The 25,592-nt window shown below is 42.9% G+C and carries 30 protein-coding genes and 1 riboswitch; of the genes, 9 read left to right on the top strand and 21 right to left on the bottom strand.

Features of this window, described 5'->3' with window-relative positions; genetic code table 11:
- The first annotated feature begins 53 nt into the window (after nucleotides 1-53).
- The gene (locus tag ACZYRN_RS08375; protein WP_488911070.1) at nucleotides 54-1,121 is read left to right on the top strand and encodes an NAD(P)/FAD-dependent oxidoreductase; all 1,068 of its coding nucleotides are present in this window, start codon (nucleotides 54-56) and stop codon (nucleotides 1,119-1,121) included.
- A 415-nt stretch (nucleotides 1,122-1,536) separates the two neighbouring features.
- Nucleotides 1,537-1,779, top strand: coding sequence for a NifU family protein (locus ACZYRN_RS08370; RefSeq protein WP_488911069.1), 243 nt, complete (start codon nucleotides 1,537-1,539; stop codon nucleotides 1,777-1,779).
- 38 nt (nucleotides 1,780-1,817) lie between these two features.
- Here ACZYRN_RS08370 and ACZYRN_RS08365 read toward each other — a convergent pair whose 3' ends face one another.
- A complete protein-coding gene (locus ACZYRN_RS08365) occupies nucleotides 1,818-2,801 on the bottom strand; it encodes a 2-hydroxyacid dehydrogenase (RefSeq protein ID WP_488911068.1) in 984 nt (327 codons plus the stop codon).
- Nucleotides 2,802-2,898: 97 nt separating this feature from the next.
- Between ACZYRN_RS08365 and ACZYRN_RS08360 the strand changes: the two genes are divergently transcribed.
- On the top strand, nucleotides 2,899-3,429 hold the full coding sequence (locus ACZYRN_RS08360) for a phosphatidylglycerophosphatase A family protein (protein ID WP_488911067.1): 531 nt from the start codon (nucleotides 2,899-2,901) through the stop codon (nucleotides 3,427-3,429).
- 39 nt (nucleotides 3,430-3,468) lie between these two features.
- On the opposite strand, the gene ACZYRN_RS08355 is transcribed toward ACZYRN_RS08360, so the two are convergent.
- From ACZYRN_RS08355 to ACZYRN_RS08340, 4 genes are all read right to left on the bottom strand, one after another.
- Entirely contained in the window at nucleotides 3,469-4,260 is a 792-nt protein-coding gene (locus ACZYRN_RS08355; protein WP_488911066.1) for an FAD-dependent oxidoreductase, read from the bottom strand.
- On the bottom strand, nucleotides 4,257-5,021 hold the full coding sequence (locus tag ACZYRN_RS08350; RefSeq protein ID WP_488911065.1) for an NAD(P)/FAD-dependent oxidoreductase: 765 nt from the start codon (nucleotides 5,019-5,021) through the stop codon (nucleotides 4,257-4,259). The genes ACZYRN_RS08355 and ACZYRN_RS08350 overlap by 4 nt, the downstream gene beginning before the upstream one ends.
- Nucleotides 5,022-5,112: 91 nt before the next feature.
- Nucleotides 5,113-5,880: a TIGR01457 family HAD-type hydrolase gene (locus ACZYRN_RS08345; protein ID WP_488911064.1), complete on the bottom strand. Its 768-nt coding sequence runs from the start codon at nucleotides 5,878-5,880 to the stop codon at nucleotides 5,113-5,115.
- Nucleotides 5,881-5,892: 12 nt separating this feature from the next.
- Nucleotides 5,893-6,333, bottom strand: coding sequence for a DUF86 domain-containing protein (locus ACZYRN_RS08340; RefSeq protein ID WP_488911063.1), 441 nt, complete (start codon nucleotides 6,331-6,333; stop codon nucleotides 5,893-5,895).
- A 73-nt stretch (nucleotides 6,334-6,406) separates the two neighbouring features.
- On the opposite strand from ACZYRN_RS08340, the gene ACZYRN_RS08335 reads away from it, so the two are divergent.
- On the top strand, nucleotides 6,407-6,673 hold the full coding sequence (locus tag ACZYRN_RS08335; protein WP_488911062.1) for a DUF3055 domain-containing protein: 267 nt from the start codon (nucleotides 6,407-6,409) through the stop codon (nucleotides 6,671-6,673).
- Between the two features lie 101 nt (nucleotides 6,674-6,774).
- Here the strand turns inward: ACZYRN_RS08335 and ACZYRN_RS08330 are convergent, their stop codons facing one another.
- Together ACZYRN_RS08330 and lipA are read right to left on the bottom strand one after the other, a co-directional pair.
- Nucleotides 6,775-7,062, bottom strand: coding sequence for a YutD family protein (locus ACZYRN_RS08330; RefSeq protein WP_488911061.1), 288 nt, complete (start codon nucleotides 7,060-7,062; stop codon nucleotides 6,775-6,777).
- On the bottom strand, nucleotides 7,059-7,973 hold the full coding sequence (gene lipA / locus ACZYRN_RS08325) for a lipoyl synthase (protein WP_488911060.1): 915 nt from the start codon (nucleotides 7,971-7,973) through the stop codon (nucleotides 7,059-7,061). Before lipA ends, ACZYRN_RS08330 begins: the two co-directional genes overlap by 4 nt.
- 356 nt (nucleotides 7,974-8,329) lie before the next feature.
- Between lipA and ACZYRN_RS08320 the strand changes: the two genes are divergently transcribed.
- The 4 genes from ACZYRN_RS08320 (at nucleotide 8,330) to ACZYRN_RS08305 (ending at nucleotide 10,010) form a co-directional block, all read left to right on the top strand.
- On the top strand, nucleotides 8,330-8,578 hold the full coding sequence (locus ACZYRN_RS08320; RefSeq protein WP_488911059.1) for a hypothetical protein: 249 nt from the start codon (nucleotides 8,330-8,332) through the stop codon (nucleotides 8,576-8,578).
- Nucleotides 8,579-8,659: 81 nt separating this feature from the next.
- Nucleotides 8,660-9,148 (top strand): hypothetical protein, encoded by a 489-nt coding sequence (locus tag ACZYRN_RS08315; protein ID WP_488911058.1) that lies wholly within the window; start codon nucleotides 8,660-8,662, stop codon nucleotides 9,146-9,148.
- Entirely contained in the window at nucleotides 9,126-9,584 is a 459-nt protein-coding gene (locus ACZYRN_RS08310; protein ID WP_488911057.1) for an SRPBCC family protein, read from the top strand. The genes ACZYRN_RS08315 and ACZYRN_RS08310 overlap by 23 nt, the downstream gene beginning before the upstream one ends.
- Before the next feature lie 132 nt (nucleotides 9,585-9,716).
- Complete coding sequence (locus tag ACZYRN_RS08305; RefSeq protein ID WP_488911056.1) at nucleotides 9,717-10,010, top strand: RNA polymerase alpha subunit C-terminal domain-containing protein; 294 nt, start codon at nucleotides 9,717-9,719, stop codon at nucleotides 10,008-10,010.
- A 202-nt stretch (nucleotides 10,011-10,212) separates the two neighbouring features.
- Here ACZYRN_RS08305 and ACZYRN_RS08300 read toward each other — a convergent pair whose 3' ends face one another.
- From ACZYRN_RS08300 to ACZYRN_RS08280, 5 genes are all read right to left on the bottom strand, one after another.
- Nucleotides 10,213-11,787, bottom strand: a complete 1,575-nt coding sequence (locus ACZYRN_RS08300; protein WP_488911055.1) for a Na+/H+ antiporter NhaC family protein — start codon at nucleotides 11,785-11,787, stop codon at nucleotides 10,213-10,215.
- A 113-nt stretch (nucleotides 11,788-11,900) separates the two neighbouring features.
- The gene (gene yunB / locus ACZYRN_RS08295) at nucleotides 11,901-12,632 is read right to left on the bottom strand and encodes a sporulation protein YunB (protein ID WP_488911054.1); all 732 of its coding nucleotides are present in this window, start codon (nucleotides 12,630-12,632) and stop codon (nucleotides 11,901-11,903) included.
- A gap of 39 nt (nucleotides 12,633-12,671) precedes the next feature.
- Nucleotides 12,672-14,027, bottom strand: a complete 1,356-nt coding sequence (locus ACZYRN_RS08290) for a bifunctional metallophosphatase/5'-nucleotidase (RefSeq protein WP_488911053.1) — start codon at nucleotides 14,025-14,027, stop codon at nucleotides 12,672-12,674.
- Nucleotides 14,028-14,042: 15 nt separating this feature from the next.
- Nucleotides 14,043-14,852, bottom strand: coding sequence for a sulfite exporter TauE/SafE family protein (locus ACZYRN_RS08285; RefSeq protein WP_488911052.1), 810 nt, complete (start codon nucleotides 14,850-14,852; stop codon nucleotides 14,043-14,045).
- A 15-nt stretch (nucleotides 14,853-14,867) separates the two neighbouring features.
- A complete protein-coding gene (locus ACZYRN_RS08280; protein ID WP_488911051.1) occupies nucleotides 14,868-15,713 on the bottom strand; it encodes a DUF72 domain-containing protein in 846 nt (281 codons plus the stop codon).
- A gap of 132 nt (nucleotides 15,714-15,845) precedes the next feature.
- Here ACZYRN_RS08280 and ACZYRN_RS08275 point away from each other — a divergent pair, with 132 nt between their 5' ends.
- On the top strand, nucleotides 15,846-16,874 hold the full coding sequence (locus tag ACZYRN_RS08275) for a methyl-accepting chemotaxis protein (RefSeq protein ID WP_488911050.1): 1,029 nt from the start codon (nucleotides 15,846-15,848) through the stop codon (nucleotides 16,872-16,874).
- A gap of 103 nt (nucleotides 16,875-16,977) precedes the next feature.
- Here the strand turns inward: ACZYRN_RS08275 and sufB are convergent, their stop codons facing one another.
- From sufB to ACZYRN_RS08230, 9 genes are all read right to left on the bottom strand, one after another.
- Complete coding sequence (gene sufB, locus ACZYRN_RS08270) at nucleotides 16,978-18,375, bottom strand: Fe-S cluster assembly protein SufB (protein WP_488911049.1); 1,398 nt, start codon at nucleotides 18,373-18,375, stop codon at nucleotides 16,978-16,980.
- 21 nt (nucleotides 18,376-18,396) lie between these two features.
- Nucleotides 18,397-18,831 (bottom strand): Fe-S cluster assembly sulfur transfer protein SufU, encoded by a 435-nt coding sequence (sufU, locus tag ACZYRN_RS08265; RefSeq protein WP_018394327.1) that lies wholly within the window; start codon nucleotides 18,829-18,831, stop codon nucleotides 18,397-18,399.
- Nucleotides 18,821-20,050 (bottom strand): cysteine desulfurase, encoded by a 1,230-nt coding sequence (locus ACZYRN_RS08260; protein WP_488911048.1) that lies wholly within the window; start codon nucleotides 20,048-20,050, stop codon nucleotides 18,821-18,823. Before ACZYRN_RS08260 ends, sufU begins: the two co-directional genes overlap by 11 nt.
- Nucleotides 20,047-21,360, bottom strand: coding sequence for a Fe-S cluster assembly protein SufD (gene sufD, locus ACZYRN_RS08255; RefSeq protein WP_488911137.1), 1,314 nt, complete (start codon nucleotides 21,358-21,360; stop codon nucleotides 20,047-20,049). Before sufD ends, ACZYRN_RS08260 begins: the two co-directional genes overlap by 4 nt.
- A gap of 20 nt (nucleotides 21,361-21,380) precedes the next feature.
- Nucleotides 21,381-22,157, bottom strand: coding sequence for a Fe-S cluster assembly ATPase SufC (gene sufC, locus ACZYRN_RS08250; protein ID WP_488911047.1), 777 nt, complete (start codon nucleotides 22,155-22,157; stop codon nucleotides 21,381-21,383).
- 176 nt (nucleotides 22,158-22,333) lie between these two features.
- A complete protein-coding gene (locus ACZYRN_RS08245; protein WP_488911046.1) occupies nucleotides 22,334-22,483 on the bottom strand; it encodes a YuzK family famiily protein in 150 nt (49 codons plus the stop codon).
- Between the two features lie 287 nt (nucleotides 22,484-22,770).
- Nucleotides 22,771-23,616 (bottom strand): MetQ/NlpA family ABC transporter substrate-binding protein, encoded by an 846-nt coding sequence (locus ACZYRN_RS08240; protein ID WP_488911045.1) that lies wholly within the window; start codon nucleotides 23,614-23,616, stop codon nucleotides 22,771-22,773.
- Nucleotides 23,617-23,641: 25 nt separating this feature from the next.
- Entirely contained in the window at nucleotides 23,642-24,310 is a 669-nt protein-coding gene (locus ACZYRN_RS08235) for a methionine ABC transporter permease (protein WP_488911044.1), read from the bottom strand.
- Entirely contained in the window at nucleotides 24,303-25,328 is a 1,026-nt protein-coding gene (locus tag ACZYRN_RS08230) for a methionine ABC transporter ATP-binding protein (RefSeq protein WP_488911043.1), read from the bottom strand. Before ACZYRN_RS08230 ends, ACZYRN_RS08235 begins: the two co-directional genes overlap by 8 nt.
- Before the next feature lie 74 nt (nucleotides 25,329-25,402).
- A riboswitch (SAM riboswitch) is annotated at nucleotides 25,403-25,506 on the bottom strand.
- Nucleotides 25,507-25,592 lie beyond the last annotated feature (86 nt).

The raw sequence follows: 25,592 nt of genomic DNA, 5'->3' as shown, positions 1-25,592 counted from the left end.
GAATAATTGAACAGGTTTATATACATATAATTATCGAATAGAGGGGTATACCTATGAGAAATTTAGTTTTATTAGGGGGAGGCTATGGGAATATGCGCGTCCTTCTCAGGCTGCTGCCGAATCATTTGCCCGACGATGTCACGATTACACTCGTGGACAGAGTGCCGTACCACTGTTTAAAAACGGAATACTATGCGCTTGCAGCTGGAACTGTATCCGATCATGAAGTGCGCGTGCCATTTCCAGAACATGAAAAGCTAAAGCTCATTTATGATGAAATTGCAGCCATTGATGTAGATAAAAAAGAGGTTATATTAAAAACGAATGGTGCAGTTGCCTACGATGATCTTATTGTTGGCCTGGGCTGTGAAGATAAATTTCATAACGTGCCGGGAGCCGCTGAGCATACACACAGCATTCAAACCATCCATAAATCACGTCAAACATACCAAACATTGAATAACATGCCTGCAGGTTCTAAAATCGGCATTGTCGGTGCTGGCCTTTCTGGTATTGAGTTGGCTAGTGAACTGCGTGAAAGCCGCCCGGATCTTGACATTAAATTATTTGACCGTGGTCCGCGTATTTTAAAAGACTTCCCGGAAAGATTGAGCCGCTACATTGAAAAATGGTTTACCGATCATGGGGTTGATGTCATTAGTAATGCAAGCATTACTCGTGTGGAGCCAAAACGTCTTTACAATCGTGAAGATGTGTATCCGATGGATGCCATCGTCTGGACAGCGGGTATTCAGCCTAGCCATGTCGTACGTGAAATGAACGTGGAAAAAGACAGGTCCGGCCGTGTTATCTTGACTCCTTATCATAATGTGCCAGGTAATGATCATGTTTATGTTGTCGGGGACTGTGCAAGCTTGCCGCATGCACCGAGCGCACAGCTGGCTGAAGAACAAGCTGAGCAAATTGTTGACGTTTTGCAAAAACGCTGGAAGGGTGAACCGCTCCCAGAGAAAATGCCGGAAATGAAACTAAAAGGCGTACTCGGTTCACTCGGTAAAAAGCAGGGCTTCGGATTTGTAGCAGATCGTGCCATTACAGGTCGTGTCGCACGATTCTTGAAGTCCGGTGTGTTATGGATGTACAAATATCATAATGGATAACTCTTTTGAAGCCGGGCACTTATTACCGGCTTTTTTGTTGGTTTTGATCGTTCATTTTATAAGTGACCGCTTACAGACCGATCAATAAAACCTTGCCACAGGCGGGAGAGAGCCTTAGTATAGTAACGGCCTGTTGACCTGTTCTTTTTCAATGCATCCTTTAGCGGTGAGAAAATAGAATATGGCTGCTACTCGAAGATAGATTAGAAAATTCACTTGATTCTTTTGCTTGAAACTTTACCGATAGATCTTTTAAAGACAGGAAATCCATGGAACAGCACAAATTTATTTTACTTCGTAAACAAACATCGATCGAGTCTTTTTCATCAATTCCCTTCTTTTTACCGTGATAAATTGCATTTTTTATTTAAAATCATTATAATATATGTATTGATTGGAAAGGAGACAATTATCCATGGAAGTGCAAGAACAAGAATTATTCGATGAAGTACAAGTGGTCCTTGATAAATTACGCCCCTTCCTGCTTCGTGACGGCGGCGACTGTGAACTCGTTGATGTGGAAGATGGAATTGTAAAACTTCGTTTGCTTGGCGCATGCGGCAGCTGCCCTAGTTCTACCATTACATTGAAAGCGGGGATCGAACGTGCACTGCTCGAAGAAGTGCCGGGCGTCGTTGAAGTGGAGCAAGTTTTTTAATAAAGAAGGAGCTGATCCCATAGGCGGATCAGCTCTTTTTAATCGAAGTGAAGTACCTCTTTATTAACAAGCGTTCTAGGGTGGCGATTGTCAAGAACATCTTCAATATTCTCACAGCATGTCCTCATCATTGCCATGCGTGTTTCTTTTGATGCGCTCCCAATATGCGGAAGTGCAACAACGTTTTTCATCGCTAAAAAAGGATGATCCGCTTGAATAGGTTCTTTGTCAAAAACATCGAGTCCTGCCCCTGCGATTTCTTTTGCTTCAAGTGCTTCAATTAACGCCTGCTCGTTTATAATAGATCCGCGGCTTGCGTTAATAAAGATCGCATCATTTTTCATTTTTTGAAAATGTTCTCGTTGAAACAAACCACGTGTATCGTCATTGAGCGGCGCCAAACAGACGACAAAGTCTGCTTCCGTCAGCAGTTCTTCCAGTGAACGATATTGTGCGCCTAGCATTTCTTCCGCCACTTCATGACGGTTCCTGTTATGATACAAAATATCCATATCAAAGCCGGCAGCCCGTTTCGCTACAGCTGTCCCAATTTTGCCCATGCCGACGATGCCAATTTTTTTATGATGGACATCCGTTCCAACGAACATCATCGGCGCCCAGCTCGCCCACTTTCCTTCTTTCAAAAATTCCGCGGCTTCGGTTACACGGCGGGCGGTTGCCAGAAGAAGGCTAAATGTGAGATCTGCTGTCGTATCCGTCAGTACATCCGGCGTATTACAAATCGATACACCGTGCCTGCTTGCTGCATCAAGATCAATATTATCAACACCAACCGCCATATTCGCAACGACTTTTAGCGAGGCAGCTCGTGAGAGTAATTCTTCATCCACCACATCTGTAATAACAGTCAACAACGCATCCGCTTTTGATACCTTATCTAGAAGAATCTCTCGTGGAACGGCTTTATCCGCTTCCTTCCACGTTTCTACTTCATACTTATCAGTTAATCGTTCAAAAATTGCATTCGGTACTTGTCTCGTTACATACACAAATGGTTTCATCTGTGCACCTCTTTTCGGATTATTCTATTTTATTGTACCATTTTCATTACGAGTATGACACAATAGATATGGGCATGAATATAGTGTATAAAATATAATGACAAAAAAAGGTGTGATTCATTTGTCTCTAGAAGAAAAACACGTAATGAGTATGTCAGAAAAAACAGCGCGCCGCTGGATTGCGGAACGCGGTGTGAAAGTGGAAGATATCGCGGAACTCGTCGTTTACTTGCAACAGCCATACCACCCGAATTTGCGGCTGGAAGAAGCAGTTGTACACGTGGAAGCGGTTTTGCGAAAACGCGAAGTACAAAATGCCGTGTTAACCGGTATACAGCTTGATATGCTAGCGGAGAAAAAAATGCTTGAAGAGCCGCTTCAATCAATTATTGAAACTGATGAAAGCTTATATGGCATTGACGAAACAATTGCGACGGCGATCGTGAACGTATACGGAACAATTGGATTAACAAGCTATGGGTATATTGATAAACAAAAACCAGGTATTTTGCAATTGCTAAACGATAAATCAACCGGCCAGGTGCATACATTTTTAGATGACATTGTCGGTGCAATTGCGGCTGCTGCGGCAAGCAGATTAGCTCACCGTGCAGCGCATACGGAATAAAGGATGAAAGGAGCTTTCCTCGAATGGACAGCTCCTTATTCATCTTTTAAACAATTTATTCTTTACTAGTTTCCTCTTTGTTTTCACTGTCAAATTGGGCGAGCGGTTTAAGCGCTGGGCCTTCGAGCACTTCGCCGTCATATGAATAGCGCGAGCCGTGGCACGGCAATCCCATGAGCGCTCAGCATCGTTCCATTCCGTCTCACAGCCCATATGGGTGCATGTCGTGTTAACGAGATGACAGTTTCCTTGTTCATCTTTATATGCACCGGCTTTTTTGCTGTCCACGGTAACCAGTCCGCCTTCGCCCGGCTTCAAATCATCAACCGTTGTCGCTGGCCCTTTCAGCTTTCCGCCAATTAACTCTTTTGCCACTTTCACATTTTCAGTTACGAAGGTTTTCATATCCGCTCTTTTCATTTTCAGCCGTTTCGGATCAAACAAGTCCGTAAACCGATTTTCTCGGCCCATCACAAGATCGGTCATCAAACGAGCAGCAGCTGTGCCATTTGTCATTCCCCACTTTGCGTACCCTGTCGCCACAAGAATATTCTCAGCACTAAAACCAACATACGGTACACGGTCCAATGTGAGTAAATCTTGTGCTGACCAGCGATATAAAATGTCGCTAATGCCAAAATGAAGCTGTGTAAAGTCGTTTAATTTTTCATAGTGATGCATCGTTTCCTGCTCGCTGCGCCCAGTTGGATGATTCTCACCGCCGACAATCAACAATTTTCCTCCATTTTCCATCCTTGCGTAACGTAAGGACCGCGATGGTTTATCCGCGCTGATGTATATTCCATCTTCCAGTTCTCTGTCACTTTTCACACGGATCGCATAGGAACGCTCGACATGGAGCTTCGAAAAATAAAATCCATCAAAATCGTTAAAAGGAAAATGAGAGGCAACGATGTCTTTTCGCTTGTCACTTCATATCCCTCTGTTGTATGAACTTTATTGTTTTCGATTGAAGCCGCCCTCGTTTCTTCAAAAATGAGCACATCCTCTTCCATGTCCCGGATGAGCTCTTCTAAAAATTTAACCGGATGAAACTGGGCCTGGTCACGCATCACAATAGCTTCTTCTGCTTTAAATGGCAGCTTCATCCTTGCTTCTGTTCCGGCCAGTCCCCCGTTTATTCCAAGAACTTCATACGCCTCAATCTCTTTTTCAATTTCCATAACCGCTTTTTTCGTTTCCGCGTAAACATAAGCATCTTGTGTTGCAAAATCACAGTCAATAGACATTTGTTCTGTCGTCTTCTTTAAAAAAGCGAGTGCTTCTTCTTGTGCCTTATAATACAACTTCGCTTTTTCTTCACCCATCGTATCAATCAGTTCAGCATAAATAAGCCCGTGCTGTGCTGTTATTTTCGCCGTTGTAGATCCCGTCGTTCCATCTATCAACTTTCTCGATTCAAGTAAAGCGACTTTTTTTCCTTCTTTCGCTAAAAGCCAGGCGGTCACAATGCCTGTAATTCCTCCTCCCACGACTGTCACATCAACAGTTATATTTGCAGCGAGCGGTGCAAAAGACGGTGCTAACGCATGATCTTTCCAGTAAGACTTCGATTGTTTCGGAAGTTGCATACATACCCTCCTCCTAAGTAATCATGCTATCTCTATACCCTCATTTGCCCAACTTTATCTCAAAAAAAAGAAACAGCGATTAAGCTGTTTCTTACATAGGCCATTCATTTAAATTGTGACTCGTGTGGGTTGGCTTGATTTCGTAACGGTCAAGGTGGTGCGGCTGTGTAACTCCTGTATAAACGAGCAATGTATCAATGCCGATCCCAATACCTGCACGTATATCAGTGTCATAGTAATCACCAACCATAATGGTTTCTTCTCTCTTTGTACCGAGTACGGCAAGAGCCTGCTCCATAATAACAGGTTCCGGTTTGCCAATAAAGACCGGCTGTGTTTCTGTTGAGACTGTTACGACCGATGTAAGCGAGCCGTTGCCTGGCAGAAAGCCGCGTTCTGTTGGAATAGCAATATCCCCATTTGTCGATATGAAGCGGGCACCGTTTCGGACAGACAAACATGCACCTGCAAGTTTTTCATATGTAATGCCTCTGTCAATACCGGTTACAACGTAATCTGGATGTTCATGGGTTACAACCTCTAATCCTTTATCTGCAAGGGCTTCAAGAATTCCGTCTTCACCGATTACATAGACGGATGCCCCTGGTTTTTCATCATGAATGAACTGAGCTGTCGCCTGTGATGTAGTAAACACATTTTCCGGCGTTGTATGAATACCCATTTTCACAAGCTTATCCGCCACCTGTTTCGGCGTACGTGATGAGTTATTCGTCACGAACAAATACGGGATGTTTGCCGCATTCAACCGATCAATAAACTCCGGAGCACCCGGCACAATATCCGTGCCGAGATACATTGTTCCATCTAAATCAATTAAATAGCCTTTATATTTTGTCAATTTTCTCTCTCCTCACTCAGGTAAAAATGCGGAAACGGGCCCAAGTTCATTTTCTAAATAGGCACGGACTCGTTTCGGAAAATCAATCAATTCTTTTTTATTTGCGATTAACAGCGCTGCCATTTCATCGTGTGAAATATCCGTATACTCACGAACAAGCTTTTTACGAAGACCAATCACATCTTTAAGCGGGACAGCCTGCTCTTTTGCAATGACTTTTTCATCCTCCATAATATCGATGATGTCTTCATAGCTGCCGGGGTCACGCATAATAAAACCATCAATCACCGCATTGCCGACATCAATGATCGATTCAACGATTCTTTGCGCAATCCGTTCGAGCGCCGCCTGTTCAAGCGGTGTGATCCATACAGGCTGTTGTTCCAAAAAGATTATTTGCTCTTCCATAAAGCGGAGTGTTAATTCCATTTTTTTTCGGTCAATAAAGTACACTGGCATCCATCCTTTCCGCTCTTATTGTAACATGTGATACAATGGTTGAAAATGAACGAGTGGAGGATCACGGATGAGTGAACGTTTTTTTCTTTACGATGAAATGGACACGACAACGACACGTTTTGTCAGTTTCGCCGGTGACCATGCGAGATATGATTTTGCGTTAATGCAGACGGACCGCTACTACGGGAAGCGGATCGTTCTAAACTTGCAAGGAAACAAGTATGCAATTATTGGCCGCGATGATTTGGACGAGCCTGGCTATATTGAGTATGCCTTTGATTTAAATGAGGAAGAAGCTGCTGAATTAAAAGAATTTTTGTATGAAGTTATTTAATAAGAAGGCTCTGTTCATTGCGAACAGGGCCTTTTCCCGATTCGCTCATATTGTCATAGATTCGCCCTTTTATACAAAAAAACCGGCCATTAAGCCGGTTTTTATTTTGCACTTGAGACAGGCAGCTTTTTTAAAATAAAATAGCCGCAGCCAAAGTTGCAGTATTCAAGTAAGTAATCCCGTATTGTAGAAAATTTATTATCATATGACGCTTTTTTGTTGTCATCACCGAAGAACCCCTTCAGCCGCAGCTGGCCGTAGCCCCAGTCGCCGACAATGAAGTCATATTTCGATAAAATGTCACTGTAGCGGGCACGGAAGGCTTCTTCATCGAAACCATCCATCCGCTCTTCGATCAGTTCATAGCTATCATTTTGTATGGTAATCATTTTGCTTCCCGCGCCTCGCCTTTTTCGTGTCTTGCTTTTGCCGCTGCATTTACCTGCTCGTCGGCATGGTAAGAAGAACGCACCATAGGACCCGCTTCACAGTGGCTGAATCCTTTTGTCATCGCGATGGCACGCAGTTCCGCAAATTCGTCCGGATGATAATATTTCACAACTTTCAAATGTTTTTTCGAAGGCTGCAAGTACTGACCGATCGTCATAATATCTACATTGTTCGCACGAAGATCATCCATTACCTCAATGATTTCTTCTTTTGTTTCACCGAGGCCGATCATTAAGCTTGATTTGGTCGGGATTTCCGGTTGCATTTCTTTCGCTCTACGCAAAAATTCAAGCGAGCGGTCATACTTTGCGCGTGCCCGAACTCTCGGTGTTAAACGGCGAACCGTTTCGATATTGTGATTTAAAATATCCGGTTTTGCTTCCATAAGCATTTGTAAATTTTCTTCTATGCCCCCCATGTCAGATGGCAAAACTTCAATGGATGTAAACGGATTTTTCCGGCGTATCGCCCGAACCGTTTCCGCAAATACGTAAGCGCCGCCATCTTTTAAATCATCACGGGCAACGGCTGTGACCACAACATGCTTCAAATTCATTTGCGCAACAGAATCCGCTACGCGTTCTGGTTCTTCTAAATCAAGTTCTGTTGGCAGACCTGTTTTCACCGCACAAAAACGGCATGCTCGCGTGCAGATACTGCCGAGAATCATAAAAGTGGCCGTACGGCGAACAGCCCAGCATTCGTGAATATTTGGACACTTGGCTTCTTCACAGACCGTATGTAATTTCTTTTCACGCATCATCTTTTTCAAATCTGTATAGTTTTCGTTCGTGTTCAGCTTTATTTTTAACCATTCCGGTTTACGCAAGTATTCTTCTTTCGTACTCATCTGCTTCATCTCCAATCATTGGACCATATAAAATTACTTTAACATAGTTCCTCATCTAATAAAAGCAGAGTGAAATTCTTAACGACACATACATATTAAGAGGAAAGAATAAAGAATTTTTCTTTTTCTGCTAACGCGGCAGGTTCATTTAACAAGGATGCCATTTTAGAAGTGTTACAGATTTTCCGAATGGGAAAGCCCATCGTCTTTAGACATGGGATGAGAGTGAGGTCGAACGAGGTGTGTCTTTTGACATGTTAATCGTTCTAATTTTTTGTTTTTTCAACGCTTATCTTTTGTTTCTAGAACGTATATTCTGTTATGATGAGCGTATCAAGCTAGGAAGGGGAACCACTATGTTTGTCACACATTCCTTTCGAATTCCTTATAATCAACATGTATACGATGAATTAAGGATCATGCAACGGGAAGCCGCTTCTGTTTGGAATGACATCGTTCGAGAAGCGACTTCTTATTATGTCACGTGTAAAAAGTGGCTGAGTAAAACAGAGATTCAAGCCATTCGAAAACAAACCTACGATCTTCATTCTCAAACGGTTCAAGCGATTGCGGATAAATACGCAGCGAACCGTGAGACCATTTGACAGCTGCGAAAAACGGATAAAAAAGCCAAATATCCGTGGCGAAAAAAATACTATTATTGCATTCCGTTAAAAAAAGCGTCCATGTCCATTTTCAAAGAGACCATCACGATCAAGAAAGCCGAATATGGATACGCTCTTTCAGACTTGTTAACAAAAAAGAAAGCGTGGACGGAAAAGGTTCCGAAGAAAAACAAGGCAGTCATCATTCCCAATCGGTCCGAGGAAAATCTTGAAAACTGCAATTATGCGGAAATTGTGTGGCGAAATGGAGCGTACTGGTTTTGTTATTCCGTTCAAGTTCCTGAAAAAGATCTCTCTTCGTATGACGGTAAAGTAGCCGGTGGTGATTTAGGAGAAATTCATGCGGTGACGGTGGCAACAGAGGACAAAGCTTTAGTAGTTTCAGGACGGGCGATGCGCAGTCTTTCCCAATTTCGCGCCAAAGCAGTAGCAGATTTGAGCAAGAAAATGTCTCGCTGCAAAAAAGGATCGAACCAATGGAAAAAATATCGGCAAGCGAAAAGTCGTATTCGTCAAAAAGGAGGAAATGAGCTTGAGTATTCGTTTTGAAGTAAAAAGAATCCTTTATGTCTCTCAAGAAAAAGCATATAAAGGGTTGATTGACCTTGATTCTGCTAAGCACTGGATGCAAGGTTTAGTGGGATTAGATCGATTCGATGAGGGGCCTTTGCAAGTTGGAAGCCAATGGAAAGAAACAAGAAAAATGTTCGGTAAAGAAGCCGCTGAATATTTTGAAGTTGTTGGACTTGAGGAACCAGAAAAAGTGGTGCTGCGCTGTGATGGAACGAAAGGAACAACGGGCAAAGGAGAATATATCTATACATATATACTCGCTCCATCGCCTGATCATACAGAAATTATTTTATTTGGTGAGATAAAAGGACTTACCGGCTTGTCAAAATGGCTTGGGAAAATGATGGCTGGCATTTTTAAAAATGCTTGTGCAAAAGATTTGGATGCGTTAAAACGCTATTTGGAAAAATGAAGTGATGATAAAACGGACTAAGCAATACCTCTACCAAAACAGTGATACTGGATAAGAATACAGGATGCCATTCATTAATTGGCAGCGTGTTTAACATAAAAAATAAATTCTTAAGATTGGAGATAGATGAAAATGACAACTTCAGAAAAGAGTTTGAAAACTTGCAACAAAGGACACCACTATTATAAAAGCAGCGATTGTCCTTCCTGCCCAATTTGTGAGCAAGAACGCAAGCCTGACAGCGGATTTCTTTCACTTCTCTCGGCACCCGCAAGACGAGCATTGGAACACAATGGAATAACTACTTTGCAGCAGCTGTCAACATATACTGAAAAAGAGATTTTACAATTTCACGGTATTGGACCAGCTTCTTTCCCTATACTAAGGTCTGCTTTAAAAGAAAACGGGTTATCATTCAGAAACTGAACATCAAGAATTTTTATAGTGAGAGGAATGTCTTTTGACTTTTGGAGCTTGAAAGTAATAGTAACGAGAAGCGTTAGTAAAGATGAGATATGTTTTTAAAAAGCCTGTATCAATGATTACTTGGTAATCTAGGATACAGGCTTTCTATTTCGGTAACTAATTGTCCTTATATATGTTTAAAAAATTCCCTCTGCTTCTTTCATTATGAAATACTTATTCTTTTCTTTCTCAAGAAAAAGGCCACTGCCCCGAGCAATGCCAGCGTGATGAACAGCCCTGCAAATGTGCTGCCTGTAAAGCCAAGCACAAGATAGCCAATCGCTGCAATAACCGCGGAAATAAGCGCGTACGGAATTTGCGTCATCACATGATCGATGTGATTACTGCCAGCACCTGTTGAAGACAAAATAGTCGTATCAGAAATAGGTGAGCAATGATCGCCAAATACCGAACCTGCCAGTACAGCGGCCATTGCCGGAAGCAGCAATGCGATGTCTGTTACCGCCGCAATTTCACCAGCAATCGGAAGTAAAATGCCAAATGAACCCCAGCTTGTTCCAGTTGAAAAGGCCATAATGCCCGCAATCACAAACAAAACAATAGGCAAAAGACCCGTGTTCATATTTGATTGTTCAACAAGTCCTGCCAAATAAGTGCCCGTGCCAAGTTCACCAATCAACGTCACAATCGTCCAGGCAAAAAACAGAATGTATACAGCAGGGAGCATCGCTTTTACTCCTTCTACGATTCCTTTTCTAAAAACAGCACCTGCTCCTTCAGGAAAAACGGATGCTTGGCGGGCAAATACGAGAATGGCTACAGCGAAACCAAAAAGGCCGCCTAAGAACAATGATTTGGCTACATCTGTGTTTTCAAAAATCGCGAGAAGACCTGCCCCTTCACCAGCAGCTTGAGCGCCCGTATACAGCATTGAAGCAACGGTGCCTGCAATCAATGCGACAATCGGCCATACAAGACCGCCTACTTTCCCACGATCACTTACAGGCAAATCTTCTTTCATTTCACCTGGAATTTCACGACCATGAAAAACAACCTCACCCGTTTGAATGGCATGATCTTCATGCTTTTTCATCGGCCCAAAATCAGCGTTCATCAGCGCGACAACGAACACCATCCCGAGTGCCGCCCAGACGTAATAATTCATCGGTATCATTTGCATAAATGCTGAAAATGCCGTTAAATCCGCCACTTGATGAGCTGTCAATATCGTGCCGATCAAACCGATAATGTAGGCGCCCCAGCTGGAAACCGGTGCGACTACACAAACCGGTGCAGATGTTGAATCGATAATGTACGCAAGTTTCGCACGAGAAATTCGATGGCGGTCTGTAATCGGACGTGATACTTGTCCGACCGCTAACGCATTAAAATAATCATCGATAAAAATAAGAATGCCGAGCAACGCTGTCATTACTTGCGCGCTCGTACGCGATTTCACACGTGTTACCGCCCATTCACCAAACGCGCGGCTGCCGCCCGATATGTTAATAAATGCGGTAATCATACCAAGAATAAGCAAAAAGAAAATGATGTACAGATTCCACATGCTCCATTCAAATACTCCGTCTGTCACCGTATAAACATTGATTGAAAAAGCGGACCATGCGATTGAAACCATTTTGCCAATGCTAAACTCTGCTAACAATAATGCTGCTGCGATAATGCCGACGCCAAGTGACAGAAGCACACGACGTGTAAGGATTACCATAATAATCGCGAGTACTGGCGGCAACAGCGAAAAGATTGTATTCTCCATCCTATTTCTCCTCTGCATAAGCATATAAAAAGAGCAATGAGAGATTGCATTCATTGCTCTTGCGTTTAATTTCGTTTTCATCTTATCAGAAAACACGAACCTTTACCACCACATTATTTTGCTGGAATACCAACCGAATCCGGATTATAGTAATTCGGCACAGTGCCATGTACGAGCCCCATTGCGACTGGCAATGTTTGCTTGACGATCTTCGTCTCTGATGCAAATGGCACGATCACTTTCACATTTACTTCAAGCTCAATGTATACTTCGACATAGGCCGAATTAATGCCAAATGGTTCCACTTTTGTCTCCACATTGGACGTCACGTCCCCGAGCGCATAGAATCGAATCGGTATCCTTGGCCCGATATTGCCGAGTATCGCATTGTTCGTAATTTGTCCGAGTGGAATGGTGTAGGCAATGCCTTCTCCTTGCATGGTCTTTTGTACATCAATATCAACACCCGACAATTTTTCTAGCTCTTGCAGGTTCCCTGCCTCTGCTTGATCCAAATTTTTCTCCGCAAGATCAGTCACTTCCGCGAGCACTTTATTGATTACTTCCGCGTTAAAGGTCGTGGCGCCTCCTTCTCCTTTTTCCGTAATCATAATGTCTTTTATATCAAGGTTTTCTGTAATTTCTTTACTTATGGCTTTTTGCAGCACCATGGAAGCAATTTTCTCAGTTTGCATATCTGCATAATTTAAAAGGACGGGCTGAATATTCCGGTTAATCAGCCATAAAATAAATAAAATGCCGAATATAAATAAAAGGACAGCCATCATAAAGCGGTGGCGTATGGACAACTGTGACTTGCTTCGCCATTTTCTTCGCCGTCGCATAAAAAAACCCCCTTTCCGCATTGTATGCGGGAAGAGGTCTTATAACTTCAATAATTTCCATTCTAATACGTCACGTAAAAATTCCGGCATAAAATAGGTTTTTATACGCGCGCGATGAAGTTCTACAAAATAATGACCGTATGTGAACATGTCGAGTGTCGCCAGTTTGTACGTTTTTTTCAAATCAAGTGCACTCCCGTCAATGAAAATAGCGGGGCCGTCTATCTCAATCCGGTCATAGACGAATTGTCCCATCACTTTTCCACGGAAACCGAGTCCTTTAATTTGCGTATGGGCCCAATTTTCGTCGCCTGTCTGGCGGAGTACTTCGGCTAGCTCTGCTCCTGTTAATTCAATTACACACGGATTAATCGGATGAGGCAGCAGCCTATGAATATCGTATTTCGTCACAGTGCCGGCTAATAAGTCTCCGAGCACAACACCTGCATTTAAAAAGGAACAATCCGCACCGCACCATTCCGTTAGCGCTTCTGTCAGCATTTTCGGCAGCACAGATGGGTTAAACCAATCGCTCGTTAATGTCTTTTCAAGATGCACAACGGGTATAGACAGTACCTGTTTCCCGCGTTCTAGAAAGGATGCCTGCTGTTCTTTTTCATCATCTGGTGCTTTTAATGACTGATTTGTTTCATATACACGTGCCCGTTTTGCACAAATAGTGTTTGTTTCTTCATTAATATCAATTTCGACATGACCGGTAAAATAACCATATTTCCCAGCAGCCGCAAGCAATGTACCGTTTACTTCTTTTCCTTCGTGAAATAAGTGATGTGTATGTCCGCCCAGAATGACATCTGCTTCTGTTTCCTGTGCAATCTTTTCATCATCATACATGCCCAGATGAGAGAGTACGATCACAAAATCTGCTCGCTTTTTGAGCGCTTTAATTTGCATTTTCAACTCGTTAAGCGGATCCCTAATCTCCCAGCCAATTTCTTCATAAAACGCTGTATACTGCGCTGTGGCAGACGTTACCGCGATTGTTATATCACCTGCTTGAAAGAAGCTATACGGCAATGCCCATTCTGGCCGCGCACCATTTTGATCAAATATATTCGCGCAAAGGACGGGAAACTTCGCCTGTTCATATAAACGATTTAATCCTTCTTTCGGCAATGTAATGCCTTCATTGTTTCCAATAGCGACTGCATCAAATTTTGATTTATTTAATAACTCTACATTAAAAGAACCCAGTGTCCCTTCTGTTAAAGGATGCGCACGGTCTACGTGGTCACCGATGTCAAACAGAAATGTATAATCGCCTGCTTCTTCATGAAGATGTCTTCTTTCCTTTAAAAAAAGAGCGATGCGCGGCCAGTTTTCAAAATGACTGTGTAAATCATTTGTATGATAAATGTGTATTGTTTTTTTCATAAGTAATTCCACCTTTTACATAATGCCCTGCCAAATGAGACGGACACCGACGAAAATAAGAACGAGTCGAAGAAGATGCACAACCGTTTTCGAAGCGATTCGCGCATTCAGCCAAGCACCGAGTTTAGCCCCAAACCATGCACCTGGGACAAGTGCAGCAGCGTACAGCCATTCTACATTGCCGAGCGAAATGTGCGTGACGCTTGAGACACCCGCGGATAAGAAAATCAGCAGCATCGATGTTGCCACCGCAACGTGCGGGGGAACAGCGAATAACATAATCATTGCAGGCACCATGAGCGAGCCGCCGCCAATGCCGAACAGTCCGCCAAAAAAGCCGACAATAAACGAGGCAATTGTTCCGGTAATTGGCTCAATTGAATACGTGTGCGTGCCCTCGTTATCAGTAAATGTACGGGTCATACCACGTGCGCCAAACAGCGGCTTTGCACGATTTTTAAACATAAGAACAAATGACATGAACACCATAAATAAACCAAAATATAAGCTAAACTGACTCATATCAAGTTCTTTGTTTGCATACGCGCCGATGATGCTGCCGGGCGCACTGCCAATAAAAAGAATAAAACCGAGTTTATAATCCACCTTTTTTTGCTTCATGTAAGCGAGCGTGGACGAAAGACCGGTAATGATTAAAATAACGGATGACGTGCCGACCGCTATTTGCGGTGAGACCGGATCAAGCAGCGACGTACCGCCGAGAAACAGCAGCGCCGGAACGATAATAATGCCGCCGCCGAGACCGACGAGTGCACCGACCGTTGCAGCGATAAGCCCGATCCCAAGTAAAATAAGCCATTCCATAATATGATGTTCCCCCTAAAAAAGATCGAGCTGACGTGATGCAAGATTGTCATAATGAATACCGGAGAGCGCGAGAAACTGCTTTGCATTGTCTGCCGCGTCCCCGCCAGAATTATTGTTAAACAGTATATAGATGTCTTTAGATTGCTTTTTAAGTTCATTTGTAAAGTAAACCCACTGCCTTAGTTCATGTTCATTATAGCGATATAAATAGCGTACTTCCCGCCAATTTTTATTTCCATTTTTCTGCCATCCAATTCGATTACGCCCATGCATACGGATTAGTGTTTTTTCTTTATGGGTAGCGTGAAGCACAATTGGAATCGACCCGTCACCGGCCTGTGGTTCATCGCATACTGTATGAATCCAGTTTTCCTGTTCTAAAAAGGTTAGTGTTTTATCGATAAAGACGGCTTTGTACCACGTTTGATTACGAAATTCAATCGCTAGCGGCACGTCGCCCATTTTTTCTTTACAATACCGAAGATATGTGACATTTTTACGTGTACAGTCAAACCAGGGCGGAAATTGAAACAAAACCATTGCTAGCTTATTTGATTCAATCATTGGTGTGAGCGACAAATGAAACGCGTGAAACATCTCTTTTTTTGAATCAAATGGAATCTCACCGCGTTCGTGTCCAGTCATTCCTTGATAGGCTTTTACGACGAAACGGAAACCCTCAGGCGTTTCATCGGTCCATTTACGCATATTCCGTTCTGGCTGTACGGCATAAAAACTCGCATCCACTTCCACTGTCGGAAAATGAGCCGCGTATTCTGTTAATTTATCGCGAGACCTTATGCCTTGTGTATAAAGCGTATCATGATCTCCCCACCCTGTTACACCCGTATAAATCATACGTATCACCTCATATAAAGAGTGTAGCATAATTATTAACCTTATGTTAATTTTGAAAAATCAACCAAGACTTTTCACCTATTATACAAAAGTTCTGTTACACTAATGGTAACAAAATGAGGAGGAAGCATCATGTCCTGGTGGAAATCAACTAAAAAAACACATTTGTCTATCGAATTACAGGAAGCTAACGAACGTATTAAACAACTGGAACAGGAAAATAAACAGCTCCAAGAAGCGCATGCTCAATTCTGCCAGCAGTTTGAAGAGACAGTGCTAAGCACAATTGGACAGCACCAACAGGTGAATCAACAGCATTATGATCTTGAAGAACTTATCATGCACATTCGAAAACAGTTTGACGAAATAAAAGAGCTTGAGGAAAAAACAAGCAATAATTCTTACCAACTTGTCAGTACCGGTCAATTATTGATCGATTCATCTAATACACTATCTCAAAAAACGACCGAACATGAAAAAATGATGAATGAAAACACTCAGCTTGTTAACAGCTTAGAACATCAAATGAATGGTACAGCGGAAAGCATGAAAGAACTCGGCGAACATTCAAAAACGATTAAAGACATCGTCCAAGTGATCAGTTCAATCGCCAACCAAACAAATCTCCTCGCACTAAATGCGTCCATTGAAGCTGCCCGCGCCGGTGAACATGGGAAAGGCTTTGCCGTTGTCGCAGCGGAAGTGCGGAAACTAGCTGAAAGTACAGCGGAGAGCACGAAACATATTGAAGACGTGACGACCACCATTCAAGCGAAAATTGAAGATGCCGAAAAAGCGACCTACAGCAACCAAGATGTACTGAAAATGGCCACAAAAATCAGTAGTCAGATTATGTCCATGATGGCTGAGATGGCGAATATTTCAAACGAGGTGAGCGAAAACGCTCATGTCTCACTGAATGGTATGAACAATCAGAAGCAATTGAGTCATGATACAATTCACCTCATCGAAAATACAAGCAGCTATTTCAACGACGTTGCGACCACAATTACAAGACACATAGAAGATGCGCGTATCGTAGACGAGCAGCTCGCCAGCATTCAAGATGATATGATAAACATACATACACCCTTTATCGAAGATGTATCAATTGCCAATGAAGATGAAGATGAAGCGAGCGACCAACTCACCCCTGCTTAAAGGCTAAACCCCGGATATTTGTCAGCCAAAACGATGTCTATTAAGTATGATGCACACTTTTTTTCCAACAAAAAATCCCCTTGTAAGGGGATTTTTTGTTGGATTAACCGATTGAACCTTCCATTTCAAACTTGATTAGACGATTCATTTCAACTGCGTATTCCATTGGCAATTCTTTTGTGAATGGCTCGATAAAGCCCATGACGATCATTTCAGTCGCTTCTTCTTCTGAAAGACCGCGGCTCATCAAGTAGAATAGCTGCTCTTCGGATACTTTTGATACTTTCGCTTCATGCTCAAGTGAAATGTTATCATTCAAAATTTCGTTGTACGGAATTGTATCAGAGGTTGATTTGTTATCCATAATCAACGTATCACACTCGATGTTTGAGCGTGCACCGTCCGCTTTACGTCCAAAGTGAACGATTCCGCGGTACGTTACTTTTCCGCCTTGTTTCGAGATTGATTTTGAAACGATTGTTGACGATGTATTTGGCGCTAAATGAGTCATTTTCGCACCGGCATCCTGATGCTGTCCTTTACCGGCTAGGGCAATAGATAATGTCATACCGCGTGCACCTTCACCTTTTAGAATAACAGCTGGATATTTCATCGTTAATTTTGATCCGATGTTTCCATCAACCCATTCCATTGTTGCATTCGCTTCACATATCGCACGTTTCGTTACAAGATTATATACATTATTTGCCCAGTTTTGAATCGTTGTATAGCGGCAGTATCCGCCTGCTTCAACGAAAATCTCAACAACGGCCGAGTGAAGTGAATTCGTTGTATAAACCGGTGCCGTACATCCTTCTACGTAATGCACGCTTGCGTCTTTATCAACGATAATAAGCGTCCGTTCGAACTGCCCCATGTTTTCTGAGTTAATGCGGAAGTACGCTTGAAGCGGCGTATCCACTTTGACGCCTGGCGGTACGTAAATAAATGATCCGCCGGACCAAACAGCTGAATTTAACGCGGCGAACTTGTTATCTGTTGGCGGAATAAGCTTCGCCCAATACTTGCGAAAAATATCTTCGTTTTCTTTCATAGCAGAATCTGTGTCTTTAAAGACGATCCCCATGTCTTCCAGATCTTCTTTCATGTTGTGGTACACAACTTCTGATTCGTACTGAGCCGATACACCTGCCAGATACTTTTGCTCTGCTTCTGGAATACCAAGTTTATCAAACGTTTGCTTGATTTCTTCCGGTACCTCATCCCATGAACGCTCTGATTTTTCAGATGGCTTTACATAGTACGTAATTTCATCAAAATTCAAAGAGGCCATATCGCCGCCCCATTGCGGCATCGGCATTTTATAAAAATGGTCCAATGATTTCAAACGGAAATCAAGCATCCACTCTGGTTCTTCTTTCATTTTTGAAATTTCTTTCACAATTTCCGGCGTTAAACCACGTTCTGAACGGAATAGTGATACGTCACGGTCATGAAAACCATACTTGTAATCGCCTATTTCAGGGGCTTTTTTTGCCATGTTGTATTCCTCCTGTCAATTTTACTTCTCTTGTTGAAGACCTTTTTCCATCGCTTTCCACGATAATGTTGCACATTTGATACGCGCAGGAAATTTTGCAACGCCTTGCAGTGCTTCGATATCGCCAAGGTCCAAGTCTTCTGGATAGTCCTTGCCAAGCATCATATCTGAAAAAACGTTTGCCAGACGAAGTGCTTCATCAATCTCTTTTCCTTTAATCGCCTGCGTCATCATCGACGCAGAAGACATCGAAATGGAGCATCCTTCTCCGTCAAATTTCGCATCCGTGACAATCCCGTCTTCTACATTAATCGTCAAATGAATCCGGTCCCCGCACGTTGGATTATTCATATCCACTGTGACGCTTCCATCTTCAATCGATCCCTTGTTACGGGGGTTCTTGTAATGATCCATAATCACTTGACGGTATAGTTGGTCTAAATTATTAAAAGACATCTGAGAAATACTCCTTCGTTTTTAACAAACCGGCGGCAAGTCTGTCGATATCTTCTTCTGTATTATACAAATAAAAGCTTGCGCGTGCTGTAGAGGAAACTTCACACCATTTCATCAGCGGCTGTGCACAATGATGGCCGGCACGAACAGCGATGCCTTCTGCGTCGAGAACGGTCGCCACGTCATGTGGATGAACATCACCTAAATTAAACGTGACCACACCAGCACGGTTTTGGCCATTTTTCGGACCAAAAACCGTCAGATCCGGAATTTTCGCCAATACGTCAAGTGCGTATGAAGCTAGTGTATGCTCGTGCTGCTCAATGGCTTCAATGCCGATTTCATTTAAGAAATCGATCGCTGCACCAAGACCGATCGCACCGGCAATAATAGGTGTGCCACCTTCAAACTTCCACGGTAGTTCTTTCCATGTTGATTCATAAAGACCAACGAAATCAATCATTTCGCCGCCAAATTCGATCGGCTCCATTTGATCCAGCAACTGCTCTTTCCCATATAATACGCCTATACCAGTCGGTCCGCACATTTTATGGCCTGAAAAAGCAAGGAAATCACAATCGAGCTTTTGTACATCAATAAGAATATGCGGCGCAGCCTGTGCTGCATCTACAACCATAACAGCACCATGTTCATGGGCAATTTTCGTAATGTCCGCAATCGGATTAATCGTACCAAGTACGTTTGATACCATCATGACAGAAACAATTTTCGTGTTGGACGTGACGGTTGCCCGTACGTCTTCCAATGAAATCGTGCCATCTTCTTGTAACGGTATATACTTCAATGTGGCACCTGTATACTTCGCCAGCTGCTGCCACGGAATAATATTCGAATGATGCTCCATGTGGGTGATGACGATTTCATCGCCTTCTCCTACATTGGCACGTCCATAGCTCTGGGCAACGAGGTTAAGGGCCGTCGTTGTTCCACGCAAAAAGACGATTTCTTTCGTTGATCCCGCATTGATGAAGCGGCGTACTTTATCACGCGCGCCTTCATACAAATCTGTTGCCCGGTTGCCAAGCGTATGAACGCCGCGATGGACATTCGCATTCGACGTCCGGTAATAGTCACTGATTGCATCAATGACTTGGATCGGTTTTTGAGATGTTGCCGCACTGTCAAGATAAACGAGGGGCTGACCGTTTACTTCTTGATCAAGAATGGGAAAGTACTTTTTTAGTTCTTTCGCATTCATTGGCGAACTTTCCTTTCAATAATGCCTTTCAATTGTTTCTTCACGTTTTCGATTGGCAGTTTGTTGACAACCGGCGCTAAAAACCCGTGAATAACCAGACGTTCTGCTTCCCGTTTCGTAATACCACGGCTCATCAAATAGTACAGCTGAAGCGGATCGACACGGCCAACAGAAGCGGCGTGTCCTGCCGTTACATCATCTTCATCAATAAGCAAAATTGGGTTCGCATCGCCGCGTGCTTTTTCGCTTAACATTAAAATACGCGATTCTTGCTCCGCATTTGATTTCGAAGCACCATGCTCAATTTTACCAATTCCATTAAAGATCGCCTTCGCTTCGTCTTTCATGACGCCATGCTTCAGAATGTAACCTTCTGTATGTTTGCCGAAATGAACGACTTTCGTTGTAAAGTTCATGGATTGCTTGCCAGTGCCTACAACAACCATTTTCGTATCCGCATAAGAACCGTCACCAATTAAATTCGTGACATTTTCAGAAATAGTATTGCCGTCATTCATGCTTCCAAGCGACCATTCGATGTGCGCATGAGGAGCTGTCACACCGCGACGGTTTACATAGACTGTGACGTTTTCCGCAAGCGTATCAACCGCTCCGTATGAAACGCGGGCATTATCACCTGCAATTACTTCTGTGATGATGTTCGCAACACCTTGTTCTGTTTCCACTGTGGAAATGTAGTTTTCTACATATGTGACGGTGCTGTTTGCTTCCGCTACTACGATAACGTGGTTAAAAATCGCCGCATTTTTATCATCTTGAATAAATACAGCCTGCACCGGTTCTTTAATTTCGACATTTTTCGGTACGTATAAAAACACGCCGCCGTTCACAAGTGCTGCATGCAAAGCAGTAAGCTGATGCTCATCGGCTTTAACCACTTTTGTCATGAAATACTTTTGAACGAGATCGCTATGTTCTTTCGCTGCGGTCGCAAAATCAGTGAAAATAACGCCTGCTTCTTTCAATTCATCAGATATATTTAATATAGATGGTACACCATTTCGTTGAACATACACGTTTTGCGCCGTATGCTCTTCGCCAATGACGGCTTTCGCCTCTTCAGGAAGGTCGGCAATCGATACGTACGGTGTACTTTCTGTACGATGAGTACCGAATTGTGTAAAATTCCATTTGTCGATTTTCGTTTTGTCCGGCTTTGGAAGCGGCAATTGCTCCGCTTTATTAAACGCATCAAGACGAGCATTTAACAGCCATTCAGGTTCGTTGTTTGCAGCTGAGAAGTCACGGATTACCGACTCATCAACTACCCATTTTGTTTCAGTCATAATTATCCTCCTGCCCCTTCCGATTACTGTACCGTTTCGTCTTCGATGCCAAGTTCCTGTTTAATCCAGTCATATCCTTCTGCTTCAAGGCGATGCGCTAGCTCCGGTCCACCAGATTTAACGACGCGGCCTTGCATCATAACATGGACATGGTCAGGTGTAATGTAATCAAGCAGACGCTGGTAATGAGTAATAATCAGACAGCCAAAATTTTCATTGCGCATTTGGTTGATTCCTTCTGAAACAACTTTTAATGCGTCAATATCTAGACCTGAATCAATCTCATCAAGAATCGCGATTTGCGGTTTAATGGTCATTAATTGAAGAATTTCATTGCGTTTTTTCTCACCGCCGGAGAAGCCTTCGTTTAAATAACGCTGTGCCATATCTTGATCCATTTCAAGAATATCCATGTTGCTGTCCATTTGGCGAATAAATTTCATCAGTGAAATTTCATCGCCTTCTTCGCGTCGTGCATTCACAGCTGAACGAAGGAATTCGGCATTTGTTACGCCTGTAATTTCGCTTGGATACTGCATTGCAAGAAATAGACCTGCACGCGCGCGCTCGTCTACTTCCATTTCAAGAACATCTTCACCATCTAGTGTAATGGTCCCTTGTGTAACTTCATATTTAGGATGGCCCATAATCGCAGAAGAAAGGGTTGATTTCCCCGTTCCATTCGGTCCCATAATCGCATGGAATTCTCCGCCTTTAACTTCTAGGTTTACACCCTTTAAAATTTCTTTCCCGTCAATGGAGACGTGAAGATCTTTAACTGTTAATGTTGATTGTGACATAATTTACCCTCCATATTCATCGGCTTTAATAACCGATTGTTTCTATTCTCACTTTATTCTCATTACAATCTTATAACAAATCGTATTTATATTCAACCGTTGTTATTGACCATCATTAGTATTCACAACTAAATGGAAAAAAACCGGCTTTTTAAGCCGGCTTTTTTTCCTTGTTGTTATGATAAGTGATTGGTAAATTTGTTGTTATAATCGGCAACGATACGTCTGCTTAACAGATAGTCTTCTTCACGTTGCTGCTCGACGTCAATCCTCACTTCATGCTTTTGACTGTACACCGCGTAGCCTACGCCGTGAGATGCATGCATTGCTTTTTCCATGCCGTCTGTGTACTTCATATTCAGTGAGTTACTAATAGGGAATCAATCCTTTTCGTTTTTTTTGGAGCCCTGCTCCGTTATTAATCATAACAGGAGGCAGACGGAACACGCAAAAGCCATGAGGCAGACTCAGTCCCTCTCACATGTGGTGAGATCCAATATACTCTTTTATATAGCCGCATACGCAATATATAAACCATATCCTCTAAAATTCTAAATTATCTAAAAACTTTACATCAAAAAAACCGTCCGCATAATGCCAGACGGTGTTCATATTATTCCGTAACCGGGACGACCGATCCGCTCCATTCTTTCAAAATGAAGTCTTGAATTTCTTTAGAGTGAAGCACTTCGACGAGCGCTTTAATTTTTTCTTTTTCTTCATCACCAGAACGTACCGCAATCACGTTCACATATGGTGATTCTTTATCCTCAATCGCAATTGAATCTTCTATCGGATTCAAACCGGCATCGATCGCGTAGTTGGAGTTGATCAACACCGCGTCGCCTTCATCGTTGTTGTATACTTGCGGAAGCAGTGCTGCTTCGTACTGGTAGTCAAATTTGTAATTCTTTTTGTTTTCAGCAATATCATCAAGTGTTGCTTCTTCTTTTACAACGTCGTCTTTCAGTGTGATTAATCCCTCTTTTTCAAGCATTGTCAAAATTCGGCCGTGGTCTGGAACAGATGAACTCATAAGAATCGTTGCGCCTTCTGGAAGTTCTTCAAGACTTTTATATTTTTTTGAATAAACGCCAATTGGTTCAATGTGAATACCGCCCGCGTTAACGAAATCATAGCCATGCTCTTTTTTCTGTGCTTCAAGGTATGGAATGTGCTGGAAATAGTTTGCATCAAGTTCGCCTTCTTCAAGCGCTGTGTTTGGCAATACATAATCCTGGAACGTTTCGATTTGAAGATCATACCCTTGCTCTTCAAGTAGCGGTTTTACTTCTTCCAAAATAATTGCGTGTGGTGAGTTAGAAGCGCCTACAACAATTGTCTTATCTTCTTCCGATGAACCTGATTCTTCTTTATCTGTTGTTTCTTCCCCGCCGCCACACGCTGCAAGAACGAGCACAATCGCGGCTGTTAAAAACCCGATTAGCCATTTTTTCATGATGTAATTCCTCCTAAAAAATATTTTATCGTTTATCAAGTCTGCGTGTGAACGTATCCCCGATAAACTGAATGATAAATACAATAATAAGTATAACGATTGTTGCCATCAGTGTCACATCATTACGGCTGCGCTGAAATCCATCCAAGAAAGCAAGATTGCCGAGTCCGCCTGCCCCAATAACCCCCGCCATCGCTGTATAGCCGACAAGGGCAATCGCGGTAACAGTGAGTCCTGAAACGAGGGCCGGCAATGATTCCGGAATGAATACTTTCCGGATAATTGTTCCTGTTGATGCCCCCATCGCTCGTGCCGCTTCGATCACCCCTTTATCAATTTCACGCAGCGCAATTTCAACCATACGGGCATAAAACGGAGCAGCGCCAATGATAAGGGCCGGCAAAGCTGCATTTTCACCGATAATCGTGCCGACGATCGCTTTCGTAAAGGGAATGAGCAGAACAATTAAAATGATAAATGGAATCGAGCGGAAAACATTGACGATGATGGCGGTTATGCTGTAGACCGCTTTATTTTCCCATAGCTGTCCTTTCGATGTTAAAAAGAGCAATAATCCAAGCATTAGGCCGAGAACGAACGTAATGACGACGGAAATGCTCGTCATATAAAGCGTCTGAAGTGTCGCTTCCCACATTTTGTCCCAATCAACATTCGGAAACCACTGTTCACTCATAAGTGATCACCTCCGAATCCACTTGCTGCGCCTCTAAAAATGCGACCGCATTGTTGACTTCAGACGAAGGACCTGTGATATGAACGAACAATGTGCCGTATGCACCGTTTTGCGTCTGCGAAATTTTCCCTTGTAAAATATTGACTGCGACCTGAAAGCGGCGAATAATTTCGGTCATGACCGGCTGTTCAGCTGATACACCGACGAACGTCAACTTAACAATTTGCCCATCCGGATGTGCTTCTACTAAATGACGAATCGTTTCTTTCGACTCTTCCGGTTCCGTCACCTGCTGGACGAATCGTTTTGTAATAGGCTGTTCTGGATGACGGAATACATCAAGCACTGGCCCCATTTCAACGATCTTGCCTGCTTCCATCACCGCCACGCGATGACAAATTTTGCGGATGACATGCATCTCATGTGTAATCAGCACAATCGTCAAGCCGAGGCGTTCATTAATATCAACGAGCAATTCTAATATAGAGTCCGTCGTCTGCGGGTCAAGTGCTGATGTGGCTTCATCGCATAATAGTACTTTCGGGTTATTGGCGAGTGCCCGAGCAATGCCTACACGCTGCTTTTGACCGCCTGACAGCTGCGAAGGATAAGAGTCTCCGCGCCCATTTAGACCAACCAGTTCGATTAATTCATTCACACGTTTTTCCCGGTCCGCTTTTGAGACGCCCGCAATTTCAAGCGGAAACGCAATATTATCACGCACAGTGCGAGACCAGAGTAAATTAAAGTGTTGAAAAATCATTCCGATTTCCTGACGGGCTTTCCGCAGTTCGCTGCCTTTAATTGTTGATATTGTCCGTCCTCCAACAGTGACAGATCCTTCCGTCGGCGTCTCAAGTCCGTTTAACATGCGAATGAGCGTACTTTTCCCCGCACCGCTGTAGCCGATCATACCAAAAATCTCGCCTTTTAAAATAGAAAGATTTATATCGTCAACGGCTGTAACGGGACCGTTTTTCGTTTCATATATTTTTTTTGCCTGTTCAATTAAAATCATGTTGTTAACTCCTTTTCACAAAAAAAAGCCTGTCTGCGGATAATAGCAGAAAGGCAGTGCATAAAATTCCCTTTCTCTCATCTCTCGAAGCACATTGCTTTGTGTGATTTGGCACCTTTTCTAAAAAAATGGTTGCCGGGCTTCATCAGGCACATCCTTCAGCCTCTCTTGATAAGAGTTACTATGAATATGAATGGATTCTACCACCGAAATGGCCATTATGTCAACGACAAAAAATGTATATTTTTTACAAATTCTACTAGA

Source organism: Domibacillus sp. F004, assembly GCF_057814295.1.
Note: the sequence above shows the minus strand (reverse complement) of the source record. Positions and strands in the feature narration are given on the sequence as shown.

What these genes read in the sequence shown, in the direction of transcription:
- ACZYRN_RS08320 (WP_488911059.1), top strand. Translation starts at nt 8,330, where the DNA reads ATGTTTGTCACACATTCCTTTCGAATTCCTTATAATCAACATGTATAC.
- ACZYRN_RS08290 (WP_488911053.1), bottom strand. Translation starts at nt 14,027, where the DNA reads ATGAAAAAAACAATACACATTTATCATACAAATGATTTACACAGTCAT.
- ACZYRN_RS08360 (WP_488911067.1), top strand. Translation starts at nt 2,899, where the DNA reads ATGACAAAAAAAGGTGTGATTCATTTGTCTCTAGAAGAAAAACACGTA.
- sufU (WP_018394327.1), bottom strand. Translation starts at nt 18,831, where the DNA reads ATGTCTTTTAATAATTTAGACCAACTATACCGTCAAGTGATTATGGAT.
- ACZYRN_RS08375 (WP_488911070.1), top strand. Translation starts at nt 54, where the DNA reads ATGAGAAATTTAGTTTTATTAGGGGGAGGCTATGGGAATATGCGCGTC.
- ACZYRN_RS08330 (WP_488911061.1), bottom strand. Translation starts at nt 7,062, where the DNA reads ATGATTACCATACAAAATGATAGCTATGAACTGATCGAAGAGCGGATG.
- ACZYRN_RS08235 (WP_488911044.1), bottom strand. Translation starts at nt 24,310, where the DNA reads ATGAGTGAACAGTGGTTTCCGAATGTTGATTGGGACAAAATGTGGGAA.
- ACZYRN_RS08275 (WP_488911050.1), top strand. Translation starts at nt 15,846, where the DNA reads ATGTCCTGGTGGAAATCAACTAAAAAAACACATTTGTCTATCGAATTA.
- ACZYRN_RS08260 (WP_488911048.1), bottom strand. Translation starts at nt 20,050, where the DNA reads ATGAATGCGAAAGAACTAAAAAAGTACTTTCCCATTCTTGATCAAGAA.
- ACZYRN_RS08300 (WP_488911055.1), bottom strand. Translation starts at nt 11,787, where the DNA reads ATGGAGAATACAATCTTTTCGCTGTTGCCGCCAGTACTCGCGATTATT.
- sufB (WP_488911049.1), bottom strand. Translation starts at nt 18,375, where the DNA reads ATGGCAAAAAAAGCCCCTGAAATAGGCGATTACAAGTATGGTTTTCAT.
- ACZYRN_RS08245 (WP_488911046.1), bottom strand. Translation starts at nt 22,483, where the DNA reads ATGCATGCATCTCACGGCGTAGGCTACGCGGTGTACAGTCAAAAGCAT.
- ACZYRN_RS08335 (WP_488911062.1), top strand. Translation starts at nt 6,407, where the DNA reads ATGAGTGAACGTTTTTTTCTTTACGATGAAATGGACACGACAACGACA.
- ACZYRN_RS08315 (WP_488911058.1), top strand. Translation starts at nt 8,660, where the DNA reads ATGTCCATTTTCAAAGAGACCATCACGATCAAGAAAGCCGAATATGGA.
- ACZYRN_RS08370 (WP_488911069.1), top strand. Translation starts at nt 1,537, where the DNA reads ATGGAAGTGCAAGAACAAGAATTATTCGATGAAGTACAAGTGGTCCTT.
- ACZYRN_RS08310 (WP_488911057.1), top strand. Translation starts at nt 9,126, where the DNA reads ATGAGCTTGAGTATTCGTTTTGAAGTAAAAAGAATCCTTTATGTCTCT.
- sufC (WP_488911047.1), bottom strand. Translation starts at nt 22,157, where the DNA reads ATGTCACAATCAACATTAACAGTTAAAGATCTTCACGTCTCCATTGAC.
- ACZYRN_RS08280 (WP_488911051.1), bottom strand. Translation starts at nt 15,713, where the DNA reads ATGATTTATACGGGTGTAACAGGGTGGGGAGATCATGATACGCTTTAT.
- ACZYRN_RS08365 (WP_488911068.1), bottom strand. Translation starts at nt 2,801, where the DNA reads ATGAAACCATTTGTGTATGTAACGAGACAAGTACCGAATGCAATTTTT.
- ACZYRN_RS08350 (WP_488911065.1), bottom strand. Translation starts at nt 5,021, where the DNA reads ATGCAACTTCCGAAACAATCGAAGTCTTACTGGAAAGATCATGCGTTA.
- ACZYRN_RS08230 (WP_488911043.1), bottom strand. Translation starts at nt 25,328, where the DNA reads ATGATTTTAATTGAACAGGCAAAAAAAATATATGAAACGAAAAACGGT.
- ACZYRN_RS08240 (WP_488911045.1), bottom strand. Translation starts at nt 23,616, where the DNA reads ATGAAAAAATGGCTAATCGGGTTTTTAACAGCCGCGATTGTGCTCGTT.
- lipA (WP_488911060.1), bottom strand. Translation starts at nt 7,973, where the DNA reads ATGAGTACGAAAGAAGAATACTTGCGTAAACCGGAATGGTTAAAAATA.
- ACZYRN_RS08305 (WP_488911056.1), top strand. Translation starts at nt 9,717, where the DNA reads ATGACAACTTCAGAAAAGAGTTTGAAAACTTGCAACAAAGGACACCAC.
- ACZYRN_RS08285 (WP_488911052.1), bottom strand. Translation starts at nt 14,852, where the DNA reads ATGGAATGGCTTATTTTACTTGGGATCGGGCTTATCGCTGCAACGGTC.
- yunB (WP_488911054.1), bottom strand. Translation starts at nt 12,632, where the DNA reads ATGCGACGGCGAAGAAAATGGCGAAGCAAGTCACAGTTGTCCATACGC.